The following is a 13,885-nucleotide window of genomic DNA, read 5'->3' as shown; positions in this document are numbered from 1 at the left end:
CAATTGACAATGGCTGGAGAGCTTTCGGGCCTGGGCGCGATGCGCGCGCCCGGCGGGCACCCGCGCGGACGCAGCGGGGTTGAAGCGCATCCCGCCCGCGCCATGTCCACCATGAGCGAACCAAGGAGGGTCCGGACATGACGCCTGCCAGCCCCAGCATCTCCCGCCGGGGTTTCCTTGCCGCGGCGGCTGCATCGGCGATATGCCTGCCGCATGCGCCGGCGCGCGCGTCCGGGTCTGTGCTGCGCCGCCCGGTTCCGTCGAGCGGCGAGCTTCTTCCCGCGGTTGGCATGGGCACGTGGATCACCTTCAATGTCGGTGGCAGCGAAACGCTCCGGGAGGCGCGTGCGGAGGTCCTTCGGACATTCTTCGAACTGGGCGGTACGGTGATCGACAGTTCGCCGATGTACGGAAGTTCTGAGGACGTGCTGGGCTGGTGCCTGGAACGCATCGGCGCGCCCGGCGACCTCGTGTCGGCGACCAAGGTGTGGACACCGGCGGGCGGTACCGCCGACGGGCAGATTGGCGCGTCGGAGCGGCTCTGGCGTACCGGCCGCATCGACATCATGCAGGTGCACAACCTCGTCGACTGGGAGCGCCATCTCGATGCGCTGTTTGCGGCCAAGGCGGAAGGCCGTATCCGCTACGTCGGCGTGACGACATCGCACGGGCGGCGCCACCCGGAGCTGGAGCGGATCATGCAGGACCATCCCCTCGACTTCGTGCAACTGACCTACAACATCGTGGACCGCGAGGCCGAGGCCCGCCTCCTGCCACTTGCCGCCGAACGGGGAATCGGCGTGATCGTGAACCGGCCCTATCGGCAGAAGCAGCTGTTCCGCATGTACGAAGGCGCGCCCCTGCCCGGCTGGGCGCAGGAGGAGGCCGGCGCTGCGAACTGGGCCGAATTCTTCCTGAAGTTCATTCTCTCCCATCCCGCGGTCACCTCTGCAATCCCCGCGACCACGCGGGTCGCCCACATGCGGGAGAACATGGGCGCGTTGCACGGCCCCCTGCCGGACGCCCGCACGCGCCAGCGCATGGCGGCCCATGTCGCGGATCTCTGACCGCGCGGGGAGGGCCACGTGCTGAGCCTGCCCTATTCGAGCGAGGTCTATTTCGCGCTTATGGCGGACTATAACGCGCGCTGGCTTCCCGCGGTCGCGGCCGGCGCGGCACTGTCGCTCGCCGCGGTTGTTCTGGCCCTTTCCGGCGTGGGCGCTCGCAGCGGCGTTCGCGCGGTCTTCGGTCTGCTTGGCGCGGGCTGGGCATGGACGGGCGCCTTGCATCAGCTCGACCACATGGCTGAGCTCGATTTTCTCGCGCCGGTCTACGGCTGGGCCTTCCTGTTGCAGGCGGTCCTGCTTCTATGGCTTGGCGTCGCGCCCGGAGGGATGCGGTTCGGCCGACCGCGCGGGGTTGCGGGTTGGACGGGCGCCGGGCTGGCTGCTGCCGCGTTGCTCTATCCCGTCGCGGTCGCCGCCCAGGGTTACACGTGGCGGGAGGCGCCCCTTGCGGGTACGGCCTCCGACCCGACCGTTCTCCTGACCTGCGGCATCCTGTTGCTTGCCCGGCCCGGTCCGCCGCTCTGGCTGCTGCCGGTGCCGCTGGCCTGGGCGGGCGTTGCCGGCGTCGGAGGGTATCTTCTCTCATCGCCTCTTGACGGCGCGGTCGCGGCAGGCGTCACGCTGGCCTGCGCGCTCGTGGTTGCGGCAAGAACGCCCTGGTTCGCCGGCAGATCGCGCTCCTAGAGCCGCGCAGCTTGGGGACGATCGGCGCAGGGAGCCGTCGCGTCCCCTCTTGCATTCACTCTGCGTGCCGCACCCGGCGCCGTACCGCCGCGACGAACGCGCGAAAGAGACGCCGATGCGGCCGTTTGTAGATCAGGAACTCGGGATGCCACTGCACGCCGACGCGAAACGGGGCCTGGCTGTCTTCGATGGCCTGGATGACGCCGAACTGGTCGCGGCCCGTGACGGACAGCCCTTCGCCGAGCCTGTCGATCGCCTGACGGTGGAGGCTGTTGACCCGTACCCTCCTTTGCCGCATCGCCGCCAGCACGCGCGTGCCGTCGTTCAGCGTCACGGTCTTGCGTGGCAATGGCGTCCACATGCGCGGCATGTCGGCGAAGCGTTCGAAGATGTCCTGGTGGAGCGACCCGCCCGCATAGAGGTTGAGCATCTGCGCGCCCCGGCAGATGCCGAGCACCGGCATGTTGCGGTCCGTCATATGGCGGAGCAGCGCCAGTTCCATCGCGTCGCGCTCGGGATCGATGCGGACGTCGAGCACGGGCTCCGTTCCCTGCAATTCGAAGCCGATGTCGTCGCCGCCGCCGATGACAAGGCCGTCGAAGCGGCCGGGATCGAGATCGGCCACAGGCGCGACGAGACGCACCGCCCGCACGCCGGCCAGGCGCAGCGCCAGCCAGTAGAACCACCACATGTACCGGCCGCGTCCGCGCGAACTGGTCACGCCGACGACCGGCCGGCGCGTCAGGCCAGCAGCAGCCATTCGCTCGTCCTGATCGCCCAGTTCTCCTTGAACACGCGCGCGCGGCCTTCCAGATAGGCTGCGCCCATGCGGTCCAGCGTGTCGCGCCGCTCCGCCAGCCGCTCGACAAGACACCAGCGGTTCCATTCGAGCAGGATGCCCCAGCCCGGCTGGCCGAGGTTCGCATCGGGCAGCCGGTAGTGGAACGTCGGGCGCTTCTTGACGCGCTTGTCCTTTACCTGCCGGCGCACGCGGTCCTCGTCGAACCATGCAAGGAGCGGCAACAGGTCGAGTTCACGGTTCCGGGTCGGATTGGCCGCAAGGTAGTCCGTCGTGAAGGTTTCCATGTCCGGCCAGTAGTCCGGCGCTACGACCTTCTCGACATAGGCGCGCGGAAAGGGGTCCGCGAAGGCGATGATCCTGCGTGTCAGGTCGATCGACATGACCGCGCGAAGCCAGTCGGACATGAGGAGGTACGACTTGAATACGGCGACGATCCATTCGTCGCCGCCTTCCGCCACGTCGGGATTGAACTGCGCGCCGAACGCATAGAGCGGGCTTGCGCGCGTGCCCTCCGCCCCCGCCTCGGTGAGCGCGGGGACCAGCCTGGCGATCTCCGGCAGCGCCTCTATCCCGACGGGCGGGCAGACGATCTCGCACGGCATCACGAGGGAACTCACGTCCCCCACGAACCGGCGGATCGCCTCGCTGAAGCCCTCCAGCGAGGCGCCGAGGTCGAAGCCCGCCTCATCCGGCGACGTGGGACGGTGCGCATACTGCACATCGAGTTCCGACACGAAGTCGCCAAGTGCCGTCCCGGCGATGCGGTACCGGTGCGGGTCGCTCTCCTCGATGTCGCCGCCGAAGAGACGCTGCACATGACGCGCGCCCTCCCGCGCGGAGACCGCCGCAAACTCAAGCTCGACGCCCACGCGACGGGGCGTACCCTCCGGCGTCCGCATGCGGGGCGGGACGGCAGGCTCCGAAATGTCGATCAATGGCACATCCCTCGTTCGATCCTGCGCGTGCCGACCCTGGCGGCCCGGCGCGCGCCTCGCATCACGATCCATCGATCAGGAACGACACCTTGCCATTTATGCGATAATTCACGATCCGGTTGTTTTCGACGGTCGCCTCCATCTCCTTGATGTAGATGGACTTGATCCCGTGCACAGATTTGGATGCCTGGGTTACGGCCTGCTGTGCAGCTTCTTCCCAGCTCTTGTCCGATTGCGCCAGAACTTCGATCACTTTCAGGACAGCCATGACTGCCTCCTTTCGTGTTCAATATTTTCGGACATAGAAATGATATTGTCATCCAGCCGGAATGTCTTTGATTGCGATCAATTTCTGGTGCGGTTTTCGTGGCTCGCGGGAAGACCTGGCAGGTTCCCCCGTCGACCGGCCATCATCCCGTCACGGCGCTCGAGATACTGCGCGCAGTGTCTCGCGGTAGGGTGCGTCATTTGCTCCAGCGAGGCCGATTGCATGTCGGGCTGCGTCCTGCGCCTCGGTCCTCTTGCCCTGCGCGTGCAGCGCGTGGGCCAGATTGTTCCAGGCCGCCGGCGCATCCGGACGCACGGCGATGGCGCTGCGGAAGGCGCTCTCGGCGCGCTGCGGGTCCCCGGCCGCGTAGAGCGCGTTGCCTTGCCCCATCCGGGCGATGAAGCTATCGGGCCAGCGCGCCGCAATCGCGGCATAGGTCATTGCCGCCGCGCCGTGGCGGCCTGCGCGCTCCAGCCCGATCGCCGCCTCGATCGCCGTGCGTTCGCCGGCTGTCACCGGCAGGCGGCCTGCGGGCAGCACCGCCAGCGCCCAGTGATCGCCGCGCGCCCAGGTGCGCTCGAAGGTGTCGAGATCGCGCCGTGCGCCTGCCTCCAACCCGGTGTGCAGCAGGATCTCGCGCGCCGGCAGGTCGTAGCCGACCGCAACCGCGAAATGCCATTGCGGCGCAAGACCGATGCCAAGGTTCTGGAACACGATGACGGGATGGCCTGCGGCAACTTCCCCGAGCAGGCCTCTGAGGCTTCCGACGGGCACAGCGACGCGGCCATGACGGCGGGCGGCCGCGACGATGTCTGTGCGCAGCGTGCCCTCGCGCCCGGGCGTATAGACCTCGGACACCAGCGCCTCAGGTGTCGTGTCCTCGCCCGTCCAGACCAGCGCCATGGCAAGTGCCGCCGGTCCGCAGTAGTAGTCTTCCTGGGGGAAGAAGGGCACGCGCTCCAGTGCGACGCGGAGCGGCAGAGCATCCGGTGCGTCGAGCAGAGCCACGGTCTGCGGCGCGGTGCAGGCGGCGAGTGCAAGAAGCAGGCACCCGCAGAGCCCGCGCCGGGCGGAGCCGAAGGAGGACCGCCTCCACCCTATCGCGAACATCTCGTGAAGCTGAAGACGTTCGTCAGGCACAAGATATCGGTCACGAGCAGCACGAGGAAGATGAGCACGGCGGCACCGATGACGGGTCCGAGGCCCTGGCCGGCCTCCATTTCGTCCAGGCGCCCGGCGATCTGCGAAATCTCGGCGTCCGACAGGGCTTGCACCCGCTCGAGGGCGACACCGGGGTCGACGCCCAGCGTGACGAGCTCGGCCCGCACCTCCTGTCGTTCGAGCAGTGCGAGCACCCGCTCGCGGTCCTGCGCCGCTTGCGGGCCGGCGATGAGCGCCTCGGTCGAGACCATGGCCGCCTGCGCAGCGGTGAGCGGGCCGAGCACGACGAGCATGAGCAACGCGAGTGGCAAGGCGAGGGCGTGGCAGAGTTTTCGAAACATCCCATGGACTCCCGATCCGGTTTTCTCCAAGGAAACCACAGATGGGGACAAGGCAGAAGCCTTATGGCCCTGGCGGCGCTTCCCGCACCTGCTGGCGTTGCGGCCGTCCGCTACGGCTGCCCGGTCATGGCGACGCAGGCGCGGCAGCGGCGCGCAGGACGTCATCGTCCACGTCCGGACGCCCGGCGGCCCAGCTCGACCTGATTGCATCCACGACCCCGGCGACCGCCTCCGGCGGAGGCTCCTTCCTGCTCTGCGTCCGCAGGACCGGATCATAATGGAAGAGGTAGAGCCGCGCGGCGAAGTCCGGGAAGGGCAGCGAGGCCTCGCCGTGACGCTCGCCCATGCCTTGCGTCGAGACGACCAGGCCCGCGCCCCAGTCCTGCCCGCTGTCGTTGTTCGGGTTGTAGAAATAGACGCGCATCACACCCGCCTGATCCTCAGCGACGCGCAGGATCGAGATCGCGTGCCAGCCGACGAAGCGGGCAGAGGCGTCCGTGACCGCGATCCCCGCCGGCTGCGGATGAATGACGGGCTCCTGTCCGTTGTACTCAGGGTGATAGGTCCGGTAGAAGCGCCGGACGAAGCCGTGCACGTCCGCCAGTCCGCCCGAGGGCACATCGACGATGACGAGACATTCCCGGCCGACCCACCAGCCATGGAACTCCGGATTGATCCAGCGGTGCGGATCGTCGCCTCGGTCGGCACACCGTCGCCCCATCTCCGCATAGATCCGGTCGAGGTGGGGAACGAGGATCACAGAGACCGCGTCAGCGTCGAGCGGCGCGCCCGAAACCAGCCCCGCCGGCAGGTCCGCCGAGTTGATCGGGTGTCCCTCGAAATGCATCTGCAAGGTGTCGTACGTCGCGGCCTGGGCGACGAGGTGCAGCAGATAGTCCGGCGCGTTCAGCGCCCACATGGACAGCGCGCGCGCCGATTGGCAGGACGGATTGGCCCCCTGGCCGACGCCGAGCGGCTGCCCGAGAACCTGGAGGACACCGGCCAGCAGGAAGGTTTCGGGTGCGACCTGCGCGCCGAATGCCGCCTGCAGGTTCGCGCACGCGGCCGGGCAGAGTTTCAGCGCCATCTGGCGCTGCAGGGCCGGCGCGATCGGGGCGTGATGCAGGGTCCCGCGCTCGAGCAGCATGGCGAGGCCGTAGACGGACTGGGCGGTCCAGGGGGTCACCGCCTCGGCGATCAGGCCCTCGACCAGCGCGCCGTACTGCCGCCAGCACTCCAGCCCCGTCGATCCCAGTCCGAGCGCGTCGGGGACAAGCGCGCCGTTCTCCTGCTCGACCGCCCAGCGCAGGAAGGCCGCGTGGTAGTCCGACACCAGTCCTGTGTCGTGCATGGCGCGGGCAAAGCCCTGCGCCTCGTGCCGTAGCGCGGTGTCGTCCATGGCGCCAAGCCGCGCGCGGTAGGTCTCGAGCCCCGGGTCTTCCCGGCAGCCCGCCGTCGGTGCGAACAGCGCCGAGACGAGCCGGTCCGCGCCCAGCCGCGCCTCGCCGAGCTCGTTGCCGCGCTCGAGCGCACTGACGGCGATCTGGGCGATCATGTCCTTGACGAGACCCACCTGCACCGGGCGCTGACCGAGGATGCGCCAGATCTCCGCGACCAGCAGGCCCAGAACGTCCTGGAAGCCGATATGGGCCGCCAGATAGCGGAACAGGCAGTCGAGGGACGCCTCGCGCACGCTGTCTCGACGCCGCGCGGCCTCGTCGGTCTGTCCGAAGAACCGGTCCAGGTTCAGGGCGAGGACCTGCGTGAGAAAATGCCGCGCGTGGTCTGCGTGGATGCCGGAGTGTTCGGCGTCCCCGCGGGCGACCGCCAGCATCCTCAGCAGGCTTGCGACCTCCAGCATCACCGCTGCGGCATGGTCCGATTGCAGCGTGTACTTGACGATCCGCGGCTGCAGGGTGGCCGGCATGTCCCAGTCTGAGCCGGCGAACAGCCCGGCGGCGTCGAGCCGTGGCGCGAGTGCGTAGAGGGCATCGGGGCCGTCAGGCAGGGTCAGCATCCGGTAGGCGACGTCCAGCACCGGTTGCTGGAAGCGTTGCTTCGCGAACGGCCGGGCGGCTTCGAGTCGCGACAGGGCAACCTCCATCGTGGCCCGCAACTGATCCAGCCGTGCGCTGTCCCTCTCGCTCATGATCGCGCCACCGTTACGAACTCACACGTAGAAGTCGAGGTCTTCCTGGACCTTGAGGAGATCGCGCATCCGGTACGGATCCTCGCCGAAGAAGTAGACGAGCCCCCAGTGCGTCCCGAATGCGCTGCGCTTCGTGACCTTCTGCTCGAGCGGTTGGGCAAGCTCGTGAAACTCGAAATAGGGATCGTCCTGCGTCTCTTCCGGGATCTGCATCTCGCTGACCACGCGCCGGCGCGGGTAGGCGCCGAAACATCCCGCGTGTCCCTTGGCGTCCGTGACCGGCGTGGGGAAGAAGGCATCCATCTCCTCCTGCGTGGTCTTGGGATCGAAGGCCAGCACAATGCCCTGGTACCCGTTGAAGCCATATGCCCGCTCGATAAGTTCCAGCGCGTTGAACCCCGGAGGCCGATACGCCACCTCGCCGAAATACATCGTGCCATCCGAAGTCACAAAGTACTCGGGGTGAATGAATCCAAAATCAATATCGAACGCCTCGATGAGCTTTTCGATTTCCCTCGTGATCTTGCCGCGCCAGCTCTCCAGTTCAGGTGTGGCGGGCACGAAGACGGAATAGCCGAGTGTCACGTACTCCGAGATATTGAGAAACTGGATCTTCCGGTCCTTGATCCACGCTTCCACCGCAAACTCCCAGCCGTCGAGATGGCTTTCGAGAAGGGCGGGAAACTCGTCGTCGGAGATCGACTCGACATCGTCCACGGTCCTGATGATGCGGTGACCGAGGCAGCCTGCCTTGTCGAACGCCTTGAAATGGATCGGGTCGTTCGGGTCGCCATCCAGTTTCAGAAGCGTCTGGTTCACCCGCTTGAGGAAGCGCACCACGTCGGCGCGGCTGTCGGCTTCCTCGAAGATGCCGACCCGGATGCCGCTCAACTGGGCCCGTCGCTTCATAAGGGACTTGTCGCGGAACAGCATGGACTGGGCGAGGAGCCGCGGATTGTCGAGCAGGACCGAATTGATCGCGCCGGCCCACTCCACCGTCTCCTCGTAGAGCGGGATAGCGACGTCGCATCCCTCTTCCTTAAGCGTCTGGGCGATCTCGTGCGACCTTTCGTTCAGCCGGTCGAAATCCCAGGGGATGAACGGAATGCCGTTCGCACGGGCATACTCCTCCGCCCAGGTCGGCGCCACCACCACATAGCGGCGGTCGAAACGATCGATCGCGTCGATCGCGTTCAGGCTCCAGCCCAGAATCGCGATATAACCTTTGTCCGGGTTCTTTTCTGTCATGCCCCCTCCTTTGCCACGATGCGGTCATTCGCCGGACGGCGAAATCCGATCGGTTTGTCCTGGTTCGAAAGGGTAAACGCGCGCCGGGCCGAAAAGTTCACCCTGAAGCATCCGCCCGCTTGCAATGCTCGTCGGAGGCAGGGAACCCGCATGTGCCGGACGGCGTTGTGACAGGTCGGGCAGCCGGGTCTTGTCTCGGGAAAAGCGTTGAGCCCGCCGGGCGGTGTTCCTGTCCTCCCCGGATGCCCAGCCCCTTCCGCTATTTCAAGACGTCGCACGAGGTCATCCGCCTCGCGGTGATGATGTACGTCCGGTTTCCGCTTTCTCTGAGGAACGTCGCGGACCTGCTGCACGAAAAGGGCATCGACATCAGCCACGAAGCGGTGCGGTTCTGGTGGAACAGGTTCGGACCGATGTTTGCTGGCGACATCCGCAGGAAGCGGGTCGCCAGGAAACGGGCCGGTGGCTCAACAACAGGCCCGAACCGCCGCCCTCAACACGTGGCGTCAACTCGGTGCGGCCTGATAGCCCCCTGCCCTGCGCGAACTGAGACTGGTTAGCTTTCGTCTGACAGAACCCTCTGCCCTTGCCGGCGCCCCCGGCACATCGCGGAGCATCGCACCACTCAGTCGACATCCGGTCAAAATGGGCAACAGGCCGCACAGGGAAAAATACTGAGGACTTCTGTCGCTTTGAGGCTACAGTGAAGTCACAGTAAATCGCAGGAGTATCCAAGGGGGAGGGGGATATGCCTCAGAAGATTGTTGTCGGCTATGACGACAGCGCCAGCGCAAAATCTGCGCTGGAGTTCGCCGCAAGCCTTGCAAAGGCACAGGGCGGCGAGCTTGTTGTCGCTCACGTTCTCGAGTGGTCGCCCTATTCATTCCTCACACCGGAGGAATTGGAAGAGCGCCACAAGCGGCGGCAGGAGGAACTCAAGCGCGCCGAAACCGCGCTGCTGAAGCCCGCCGTCGAGGGATTGAGGGGAAGCGGCATCACCGTTTCCACGGCGCTGAAGTACGGCCATATCGCCGAGACGCTCTGTACGATCGCGAAAGAGGCCGGCGCCTCGCAGATCATCGTGGGCAGGACCGGGCATTCTGCCCTGTCTTCGCGGCTCTTCGGCTCCGTTGCGGGCAGCCTGGCGCAGGCTTCGCCGGTGCCCGTGACCATCGTGCCGTAACAAACGTCAGGGACAGTCATGAACCTACATGCGAAGGCGGCTCTTCTCGCCGCGCCCGCCCTGCTGGCTGCGACGGCACCGGCATTGGCTCAATCGATCGACGACCAGGTCAACGAACTCTTCGCCAGCTCGACCGGCTGGTTCGTCAGTTTCATCTTCAGTTCTTTCCCGGGGACATCGTTTCCATGGATCGTGGGGTGGCTGGTCGTCGCGGCCACCGTCTTCACCGTCTACTTCGGCTTCATACAGTTTCGCGCTTTCCCACATTCCATCGCCCTCGTCCGGGGCGACTATTCCGATCCCGAGGATGCCGGCGAGGTGAGTCATTTCCAGGCGCTGGCAACGGCCCTCTCCGGAACCGTCGGCCTCGGCAACATTGCAGGCGTTGCGGTTGCCGTCGGTATCGGCGGGCCGGGCGCCACGTTCTGGATGATCCTGGCCGGCCTCATGGGCATGGCCTCGAAATTCACGGAATGTACGCTGGGCGTCAAATACCGGAACGAATACGCAGACGGCACGGTATCCGGCGGCCCCATGTACTATCTCACCAAGGGTTTCGCGGAACGGGGGATCCCCGCGGGCAAGGTTCTTGCGGTGCTGTTCTCGATCTTCTGCATCCTGGGCGCACTGGGCGGCGGCAACATGTTCCAGGCCAACCAGGCGCACGCGCAGATCGCCAATGTCGTCGGTGACTATCCGGGGTGGATTACCGGGCTGGCCCTGGCCGCGATCGTCTTCGCGGTGATCGTCGGCGGACTCAAGTCCATCGCCCGGGTAACGGAGAAGGTCGTGCCGTTCATGGGCATCCTCTATGTCGTTGCGGCGCTCGTGATCATCCTGATGAATGCCGACAAGATCGGCTGGGCCGTGGGGCAGATCTTCGCGGGCGCCTTCACCGGGCTCGGGGTGGCCGGCGGCATGGTAGGCGCGCTGATCCAGGGGTTCCGCCGGGCGGCCTTCTCGAACGAGGCCGGCGTCGGTTCGGCCGCGATCGCCCACTCCGCCGTCCGGACCAAGGAGCCGATCACGGAGGGCTTCGTCTCCCTCCTGGAGCCGTTCATCGACACGGTCGTCATCTGCACCATGACGGCCCTGGTGATCATCATCACCGGCCAGCTCGTTTCCGACCCCGGCACGGGCCTCTACCTGCTCAACGAGGGCGGGACCACAATCCAGACGGTCGACGGCAACACGGGGGTTGCGCTGACGTCTGCCGCCTTCGCGTCGGCGTTCGGCTGGTTCCAGTACGTCCTGGTGATCGCGGTGATCCTGTTCGCCTTCTCCACGATGATCAGCTGGTCCTACTACGGCCTCAAGGCATGGACCTTCCTGTTCGGCGAGGGGCAGGCCAAGGAACTGGTGTTCAAGGTCATCTTCTGTGTCTTCGTGGTGATCGGCGCGGCAGCCAATCTCGGCCCGGTGATCGACTTCTCCGACGCCGCGATCTTCGCCATGGCGGTGGTCAACATCATCGGGCTTTACTTCCTGATGCCGATCGTGAAGCGGGAGCTCGACAGCTATCTCGCGCGTCTGCGGTCGGGCGAAATCCGGAAGTACAAATAGTCCGGGCCATCGAAGCCACAGGGCTTGCCGGCGGGAGCCGTTCCGATTTCCGGGACGGCTCCCGCCCCCTGCGGTGCGCCGAACCACCCCTCTCGGCACGCGGCGTCGGCCCGGCCCCGGGGGGCTTGAACCGGACGGCGAGCCCGCAGAAGGCCGCAACCGCCGCCCACGGGATCACTCCTCCACCCGCGTGAGCGCCAGGCCCATGCCGGTCAGCGTGTTGCCCTGCCGCGCAAAGACGATGCTTCCGTTCGGACCCTCCACGAAGATGTCGTCGGCGACCACCTCGTACGTGCCCCCGAACCGCATGCCCATCATCGCGAAGATCACCCGGCTCTCGTCGACGAACTCCAGCGACGATATGCCATTGCCGTCGCGGAACATATGGCCGACGAGATCGGGATCGCCGCCCGCTGCCACGATGCGCGCACGCCGGTCGGCCTCGCGGGCGGCAACCTCGGCGGACATGGCGTCCAGACGGGCACGCGCGGCGCCGACATAGCGGTCCCGCAGCCCCGCATCGACATGCGCGATGCGCTCGGCCCAGCCTGCCGCCGCTTCCGCCCGCGCCATGCCCCTCCGGTCCGGGGACAGGGCGTCCAGTTCCGCCTCGAACGCGGGAAACACCTCGCGGCCGAGGGCCGTGGCGATCGCTTCGGCCTCATCCCGGAACGTCTGCAGCGCATCCGGGCTCGCTGCCTGCTCCGTCTTCGAGAGCACGAGGCCGACGATGTGCAGCAGCTTCCCGAACCCGTCGAGATCGCGCGGCCCTTCGCGCAACTTCGGCACGACCTCCGCGAGGATGCCGTCTGCCAGCGCCTGCTTACGGCGTGTGCTGTGGGCCTCCACCTCCTGCAGCAGCGCGGGCGCGACATTGGCCGTGCGCACGGTTTCGACAACGGCATCGGCCTTGCCGAGCGAATCGAAATCGACGGGCAGGGCTTCGAGCCGGGCCTTCGCATCCGCCACGACGCTCCGCTGCCGCTCGCGCTCGCGCGCCGCGGCCGCCTCGGCAACGGCGGTCTCGATCTGCCCGCGCCGCGCCTCGGCGACGGCGCGATAGGCGTCGCGCGTGTCCGGCGCGATCCGGTCCCATCCGGCCACGCGGTTCTCCAGCGCCGCGAGGTCGCGCACGCCGCTCTCGTCCTCCGGCAAGGATGCAACACGATCTGCAAACTCGCCAAGTGCCGCCCTGGCCATGGCGTTGCGCCGGCCGTCGATGCCGTTGCGGAACCGCTGCGCGCGCTCCGTCCCGGCATGGCGGCCTGCCGCGCGCAGCGTTTCGCTCGCCAGCACATCGAGTTCGGCGATGCCTGCAAGCGTTGCGGGCAGCGCCACCGCCTGCCGCTCCGCGGCGTCGAGAAGCCCGAGCGCGATTTCCTGCTGCCGGGTCCGCGCATGAGATGTCAGGTTTGACAACCGCTCCGGATCGAGCGACCCGGACGCCACGGACGCGATGCTGTCGGCGCGATCGAGCGATCGTGCCTCTTGCGCCAGCGCATCGATGTCCGCACGCGCCTGCGCGAGGATGCCGTCGCGCAGCGCCTCGCGTTCCTCCTCGGCGACGCCATCGAGCGTGGCATAGTCCCCCGCGGCGAGGCCATCGCCATAAAGGGCCTGCGTTTCTCCCAGAACGGCCTCGATGCGGGCGAGGCCGGGCGCGCCGGGTGGGTGGCCTCTCAGCCGCGTCTCCGCCTCCTCCATGTAGGCATCGCGAAGGTCGCCATACCGCGCATCGAGCCGGGGCAGAGCGTCGGCGGCATACTCCTCCGGCGTCTGGCTGCGGGCCGACAGCACGACGCCGCGGGCGGCGCGCGCCTCCTGCCCCCGGATGCGCGAAATATCGCGCTCCGTCCCTTCCAGCGCGTCCCGGTTCCCCGCCTCGGCGCCCTTGAGGAGCGCCAGAACCCGAAGCAGCGCCGGCGAATCCGGCAGATCGAGCAGGCTGTCGAGCGACCTGTCGAGTTTCCGGTCGGCGCGCGCATTCTGCCGGATATGGGCCCTCAGATTGCCGGAGACGAAGGAGCGCGCGGCGTTGAACGCCTTCTGGACCTCGTACCTCTTCGCGCGCCGCGCCTCGTTCATGCATTTCCCCAGGAGGGACCGGACGGTCTTCACATCCTCCAGTGTCCAGTCGAGCACGGGCGCCCCGAACAGGGCCTGGACGTCGGGTGCGTCGAACTGCCGTGGCAGCCAGAAGCGCCGGTCCACGGGGCTGGGGTTCCAGCGGTCGTCGGGATCGATGCTGACGGCCCAGGGCTCGATCCCGGCGCAGTCCGGCGTCCTGACCCCGCCAAGCGCCTGTAGCGGGGCCGCCGCGGCGATCAGCGCGACTCCTCCGGCAATGGCGCGGCAAAGCGTTCGTTTGGCAGGCATGGCGGCGCCTCCTTCTGCATGCACGAGCGCATAGCCGGGGGCATGGCGGTCGAAGCGGCAGCGACTGGCGAAGCGCCCCGGCAGCGCGGGCAACACGGAGCCTGCGGG

The 13,885-nt window shown here is 67.2% G+C and carries 13 protein-coding genes; 5 read left to right on the top strand and 8 right to left on the bottom strand.

The annotated features are described in order from the left end of the window. Positions 1-137: 137 nt before the first annotated feature. Both NJQ99_RS12010 and NJQ99_RS12005 read left to right on the top strand, forming a co-directional pair. Positions 138-1,067 (top strand): aldo/keto reductase, encoded by a 930-nt coding sequence (locus NJQ99_RS12010; RefSeq protein ID WP_269333070.1) that lies wholly within the window; start codon positions 138-140, stop codon positions 1,065-1,067. Between the two features lie 18 nt (positions 1,068-1,085). Further along, on the top strand, positions 1,086-1,751 hold the full coding sequence (locus NJQ99_RS12005) for a DUF6064 family protein (RefSeq protein WP_269333069.1): 666 nt from the start codon (positions 1,086-1,088) through the stop codon (positions 1,749-1,751). 55 nt (positions 1,752-1,806) lie between these two features. On the opposite strand, the gene NJQ99_RS12000 is transcribed toward NJQ99_RS12005, so the two are convergent. The 7 genes from NJQ99_RS12000 to NJQ99_RS11970 all read right to left on the bottom strand — a co-directional run bounded on the left by NJQ99_RS12000 (position 1,807) and on the right by NJQ99_RS11970 (position 8,655). Continuing rightward, complete coding sequence (locus NJQ99_RS12000) at positions 1,807-2,511, bottom strand: gamma-glutamyl-gamma-aminobutyrate hydrolase family protein (protein ID WP_269333068.1); 705 nt, start codon at positions 2,509-2,511, stop codon at positions 1,807-1,809. Further along, positions 2,493-3,488 carry an amidoligase family protein gene (locus tag NJQ99_RS11995; protein ID WP_269333067.1) on the bottom strand — a complete coding sequence of 332 codons (996 nt, stop codon included), beginning with the start codon at positions 3,486-3,488 and terminating at the stop codon, positions 2,493-2,495. The genes NJQ99_RS12000 and NJQ99_RS11995 overlap by 19 nt, the downstream gene beginning before the upstream one ends. Before the next feature lie 61 nt (positions 3,489-3,549). Next, positions 3,550-3,756 carry a dodecin family protein gene (locus tag NJQ99_RS11990; protein WP_269333066.1) on the bottom strand — a complete coding sequence of 69 codons (207 nt, stop codon included), beginning with the start codon at positions 3,754-3,756 and terminating at the stop codon, positions 3,550-3,552. A gap of 150 nt (positions 3,757-3,906) precedes the next feature. Further along, entirely contained in the window at positions 3,907-4,896 is a 990-nt protein-coding gene (locus tag NJQ99_RS11985; protein ID WP_269333065.1) for a PA2778 family cysteine peptidase, read from the bottom strand. Continuing rightward, a complete protein-coding gene (locus NJQ99_RS11980) occupies positions 4,854-5,258 on the bottom strand; it encodes a PA2779 family protein (protein WP_269333064.1) in 405 nt (134 codons plus the stop codon). The genes NJQ99_RS11985 and NJQ99_RS11980 overlap by 43 nt, the downstream gene beginning before the upstream one ends. Positions 5,259-5,382: 124 nt before the next feature. Continuing rightward, positions 5,383-7,407 (bottom strand): hypothetical protein, encoded by a 2,025-nt coding sequence (locus tag NJQ99_RS11975; protein ID WP_269333063.1) that lies wholly within the window; start codon positions 7,405-7,407, stop codon positions 5,383-5,385. Between the two features lie 21 nt (positions 7,408-7,428). After that, positions 7,429-8,655, bottom strand: coding sequence for an ATP-grasp domain-containing protein (locus NJQ99_RS11970; RefSeq protein WP_269333062.1), 1,227 nt, complete (start codon positions 8,653-8,655; stop codon positions 7,429-7,431). A gap of 223 nt (positions 8,656-8,878) precedes the next feature. On the opposite strand from NJQ99_RS11970, the gene NJQ99_RS16395 reads away from it, so the two are divergent. The 3 genes from NJQ99_RS16395 (at position 8,879) to NJQ99_RS11955 (ending at position 11,401) form a co-directional block, all read left to right on the top strand. Further along, the gene (locus NJQ99_RS16395; RefSeq protein ID WP_407933363.1) at positions 8,879-9,205 is read left to right on the top strand and encodes a DUF2486 family protein; all 327 of its coding nucleotides are present in this window, start codon (positions 8,879-8,881) and stop codon (positions 9,203-9,205) included. Between the two features lie 198 nt (positions 9,206-9,403). Further along, on the top strand, positions 9,404-9,838 hold the full coding sequence (locus NJQ99_RS11960) for a universal stress protein (RefSeq protein WP_269333061.1): 435 nt from the start codon (positions 9,404-9,406) through the stop codon (positions 9,836-9,838). 18 nt (positions 9,839-9,856) lie between these two features. Continuing rightward, a complete protein-coding gene (locus tag NJQ99_RS11955; RefSeq protein ID WP_269333060.1) occupies positions 9,857-11,401 on the top strand; it encodes an alanine/glycine:cation symporter family protein in 1,545 nt (514 codons plus the stop codon). Positions 11,402-11,575: 174 nt separating this feature from the next. On the opposite strand, the gene NJQ99_RS11950 is transcribed toward NJQ99_RS11955, so the two are convergent. Further along, the gene (locus NJQ99_RS11950) at positions 11,576-13,777 is read right to left on the bottom strand and encodes a coiled-coil domain-containing protein (protein WP_269333059.1); all 2,202 of its coding nucleotides are present in this window, start codon (positions 13,775-13,777) and stop codon (positions 11,576-11,578) included. Between the last annotated feature and the right edge of the window lie 108 nt (positions 13,778-13,885).

The organism is Futiania mangrovi, assembly GCF_024158125.1.
Classification (GTDB): domain Bacteria; phylum Pseudomonadota; class Alphaproteobacteria; order Futianiales; family Futianiaceae; genus Futiania; species Futiania mangrovi.
This window is presented reverse-complemented; position numbering and strand designations above follow the sequence as displayed.

What these genes read in the sequence shown, in the direction of transcription:
- NJQ99_RS12010 (WP_269333070.1), top strand. Translation starts at nt 138, where the DNA reads ATGACGCCTGCCAGCCCCAGCATCTCCCGCCGGGGTTTCCTTGCCGCG.
- NJQ99_RS12000 (WP_269333068.1), bottom strand. Translation starts at nt 2,511, where the DNA reads ATGGCTGCTGCTGGCCTGACGCGCCGGCCGGTCGTCGGCGTGACCAGT.
- NJQ99_RS11990 (WP_269333066.1), bottom strand. Translation starts at nt 3,756, where the DNA reads ATGGCTGTCCTGAAAGTGATCGAAGTTCTGGCGCAATCGGACAAGAGC.
- NJQ99_RS11980 (WP_269333064.1), bottom strand. Translation starts at nt 5,258, where the DNA reads ATGTTTCGAAAACTCTGCCACGCCCTCGCCTTGCCACTCGCGTTGCTC.
- NJQ99_RS11975 (WP_269333063.1), bottom strand. Translation starts at nt 7,407, where the DNA reads ATGAGCGAGAGGGACAGCGCACGGCTGGATCAGTTGCGGGCCACGATG.
- NJQ99_RS11970 (WP_269333062.1), bottom strand. Translation starts at nt 8,655, where the DNA reads ATGACAGAAAAGAACCCGGACAAAGGTTATATCGCGATTCTGGGCTGG.
- NJQ99_RS11960 (WP_269333061.1), top strand. Translation starts at nt 9,404, where the DNA reads ATGCCTCAGAAGATTGTTGTCGGCTATGACGACAGCGCCAGCGCAAAA.
- NJQ99_RS11955 (WP_269333060.1), top strand. Translation starts at nt 9,857, where the DNA reads ATGAACCTACATGCGAAGGCGGCTCTTCTCGCCGCGCCCGCCCTGCTG.
- NJQ99_RS11950 (WP_269333059.1), bottom strand. Translation starts at nt 13,777, where the DNA reads ATGCCTGCCAAACGAACGCTTTGCCGCGCCATTGCCGGAGGAGTCGCG.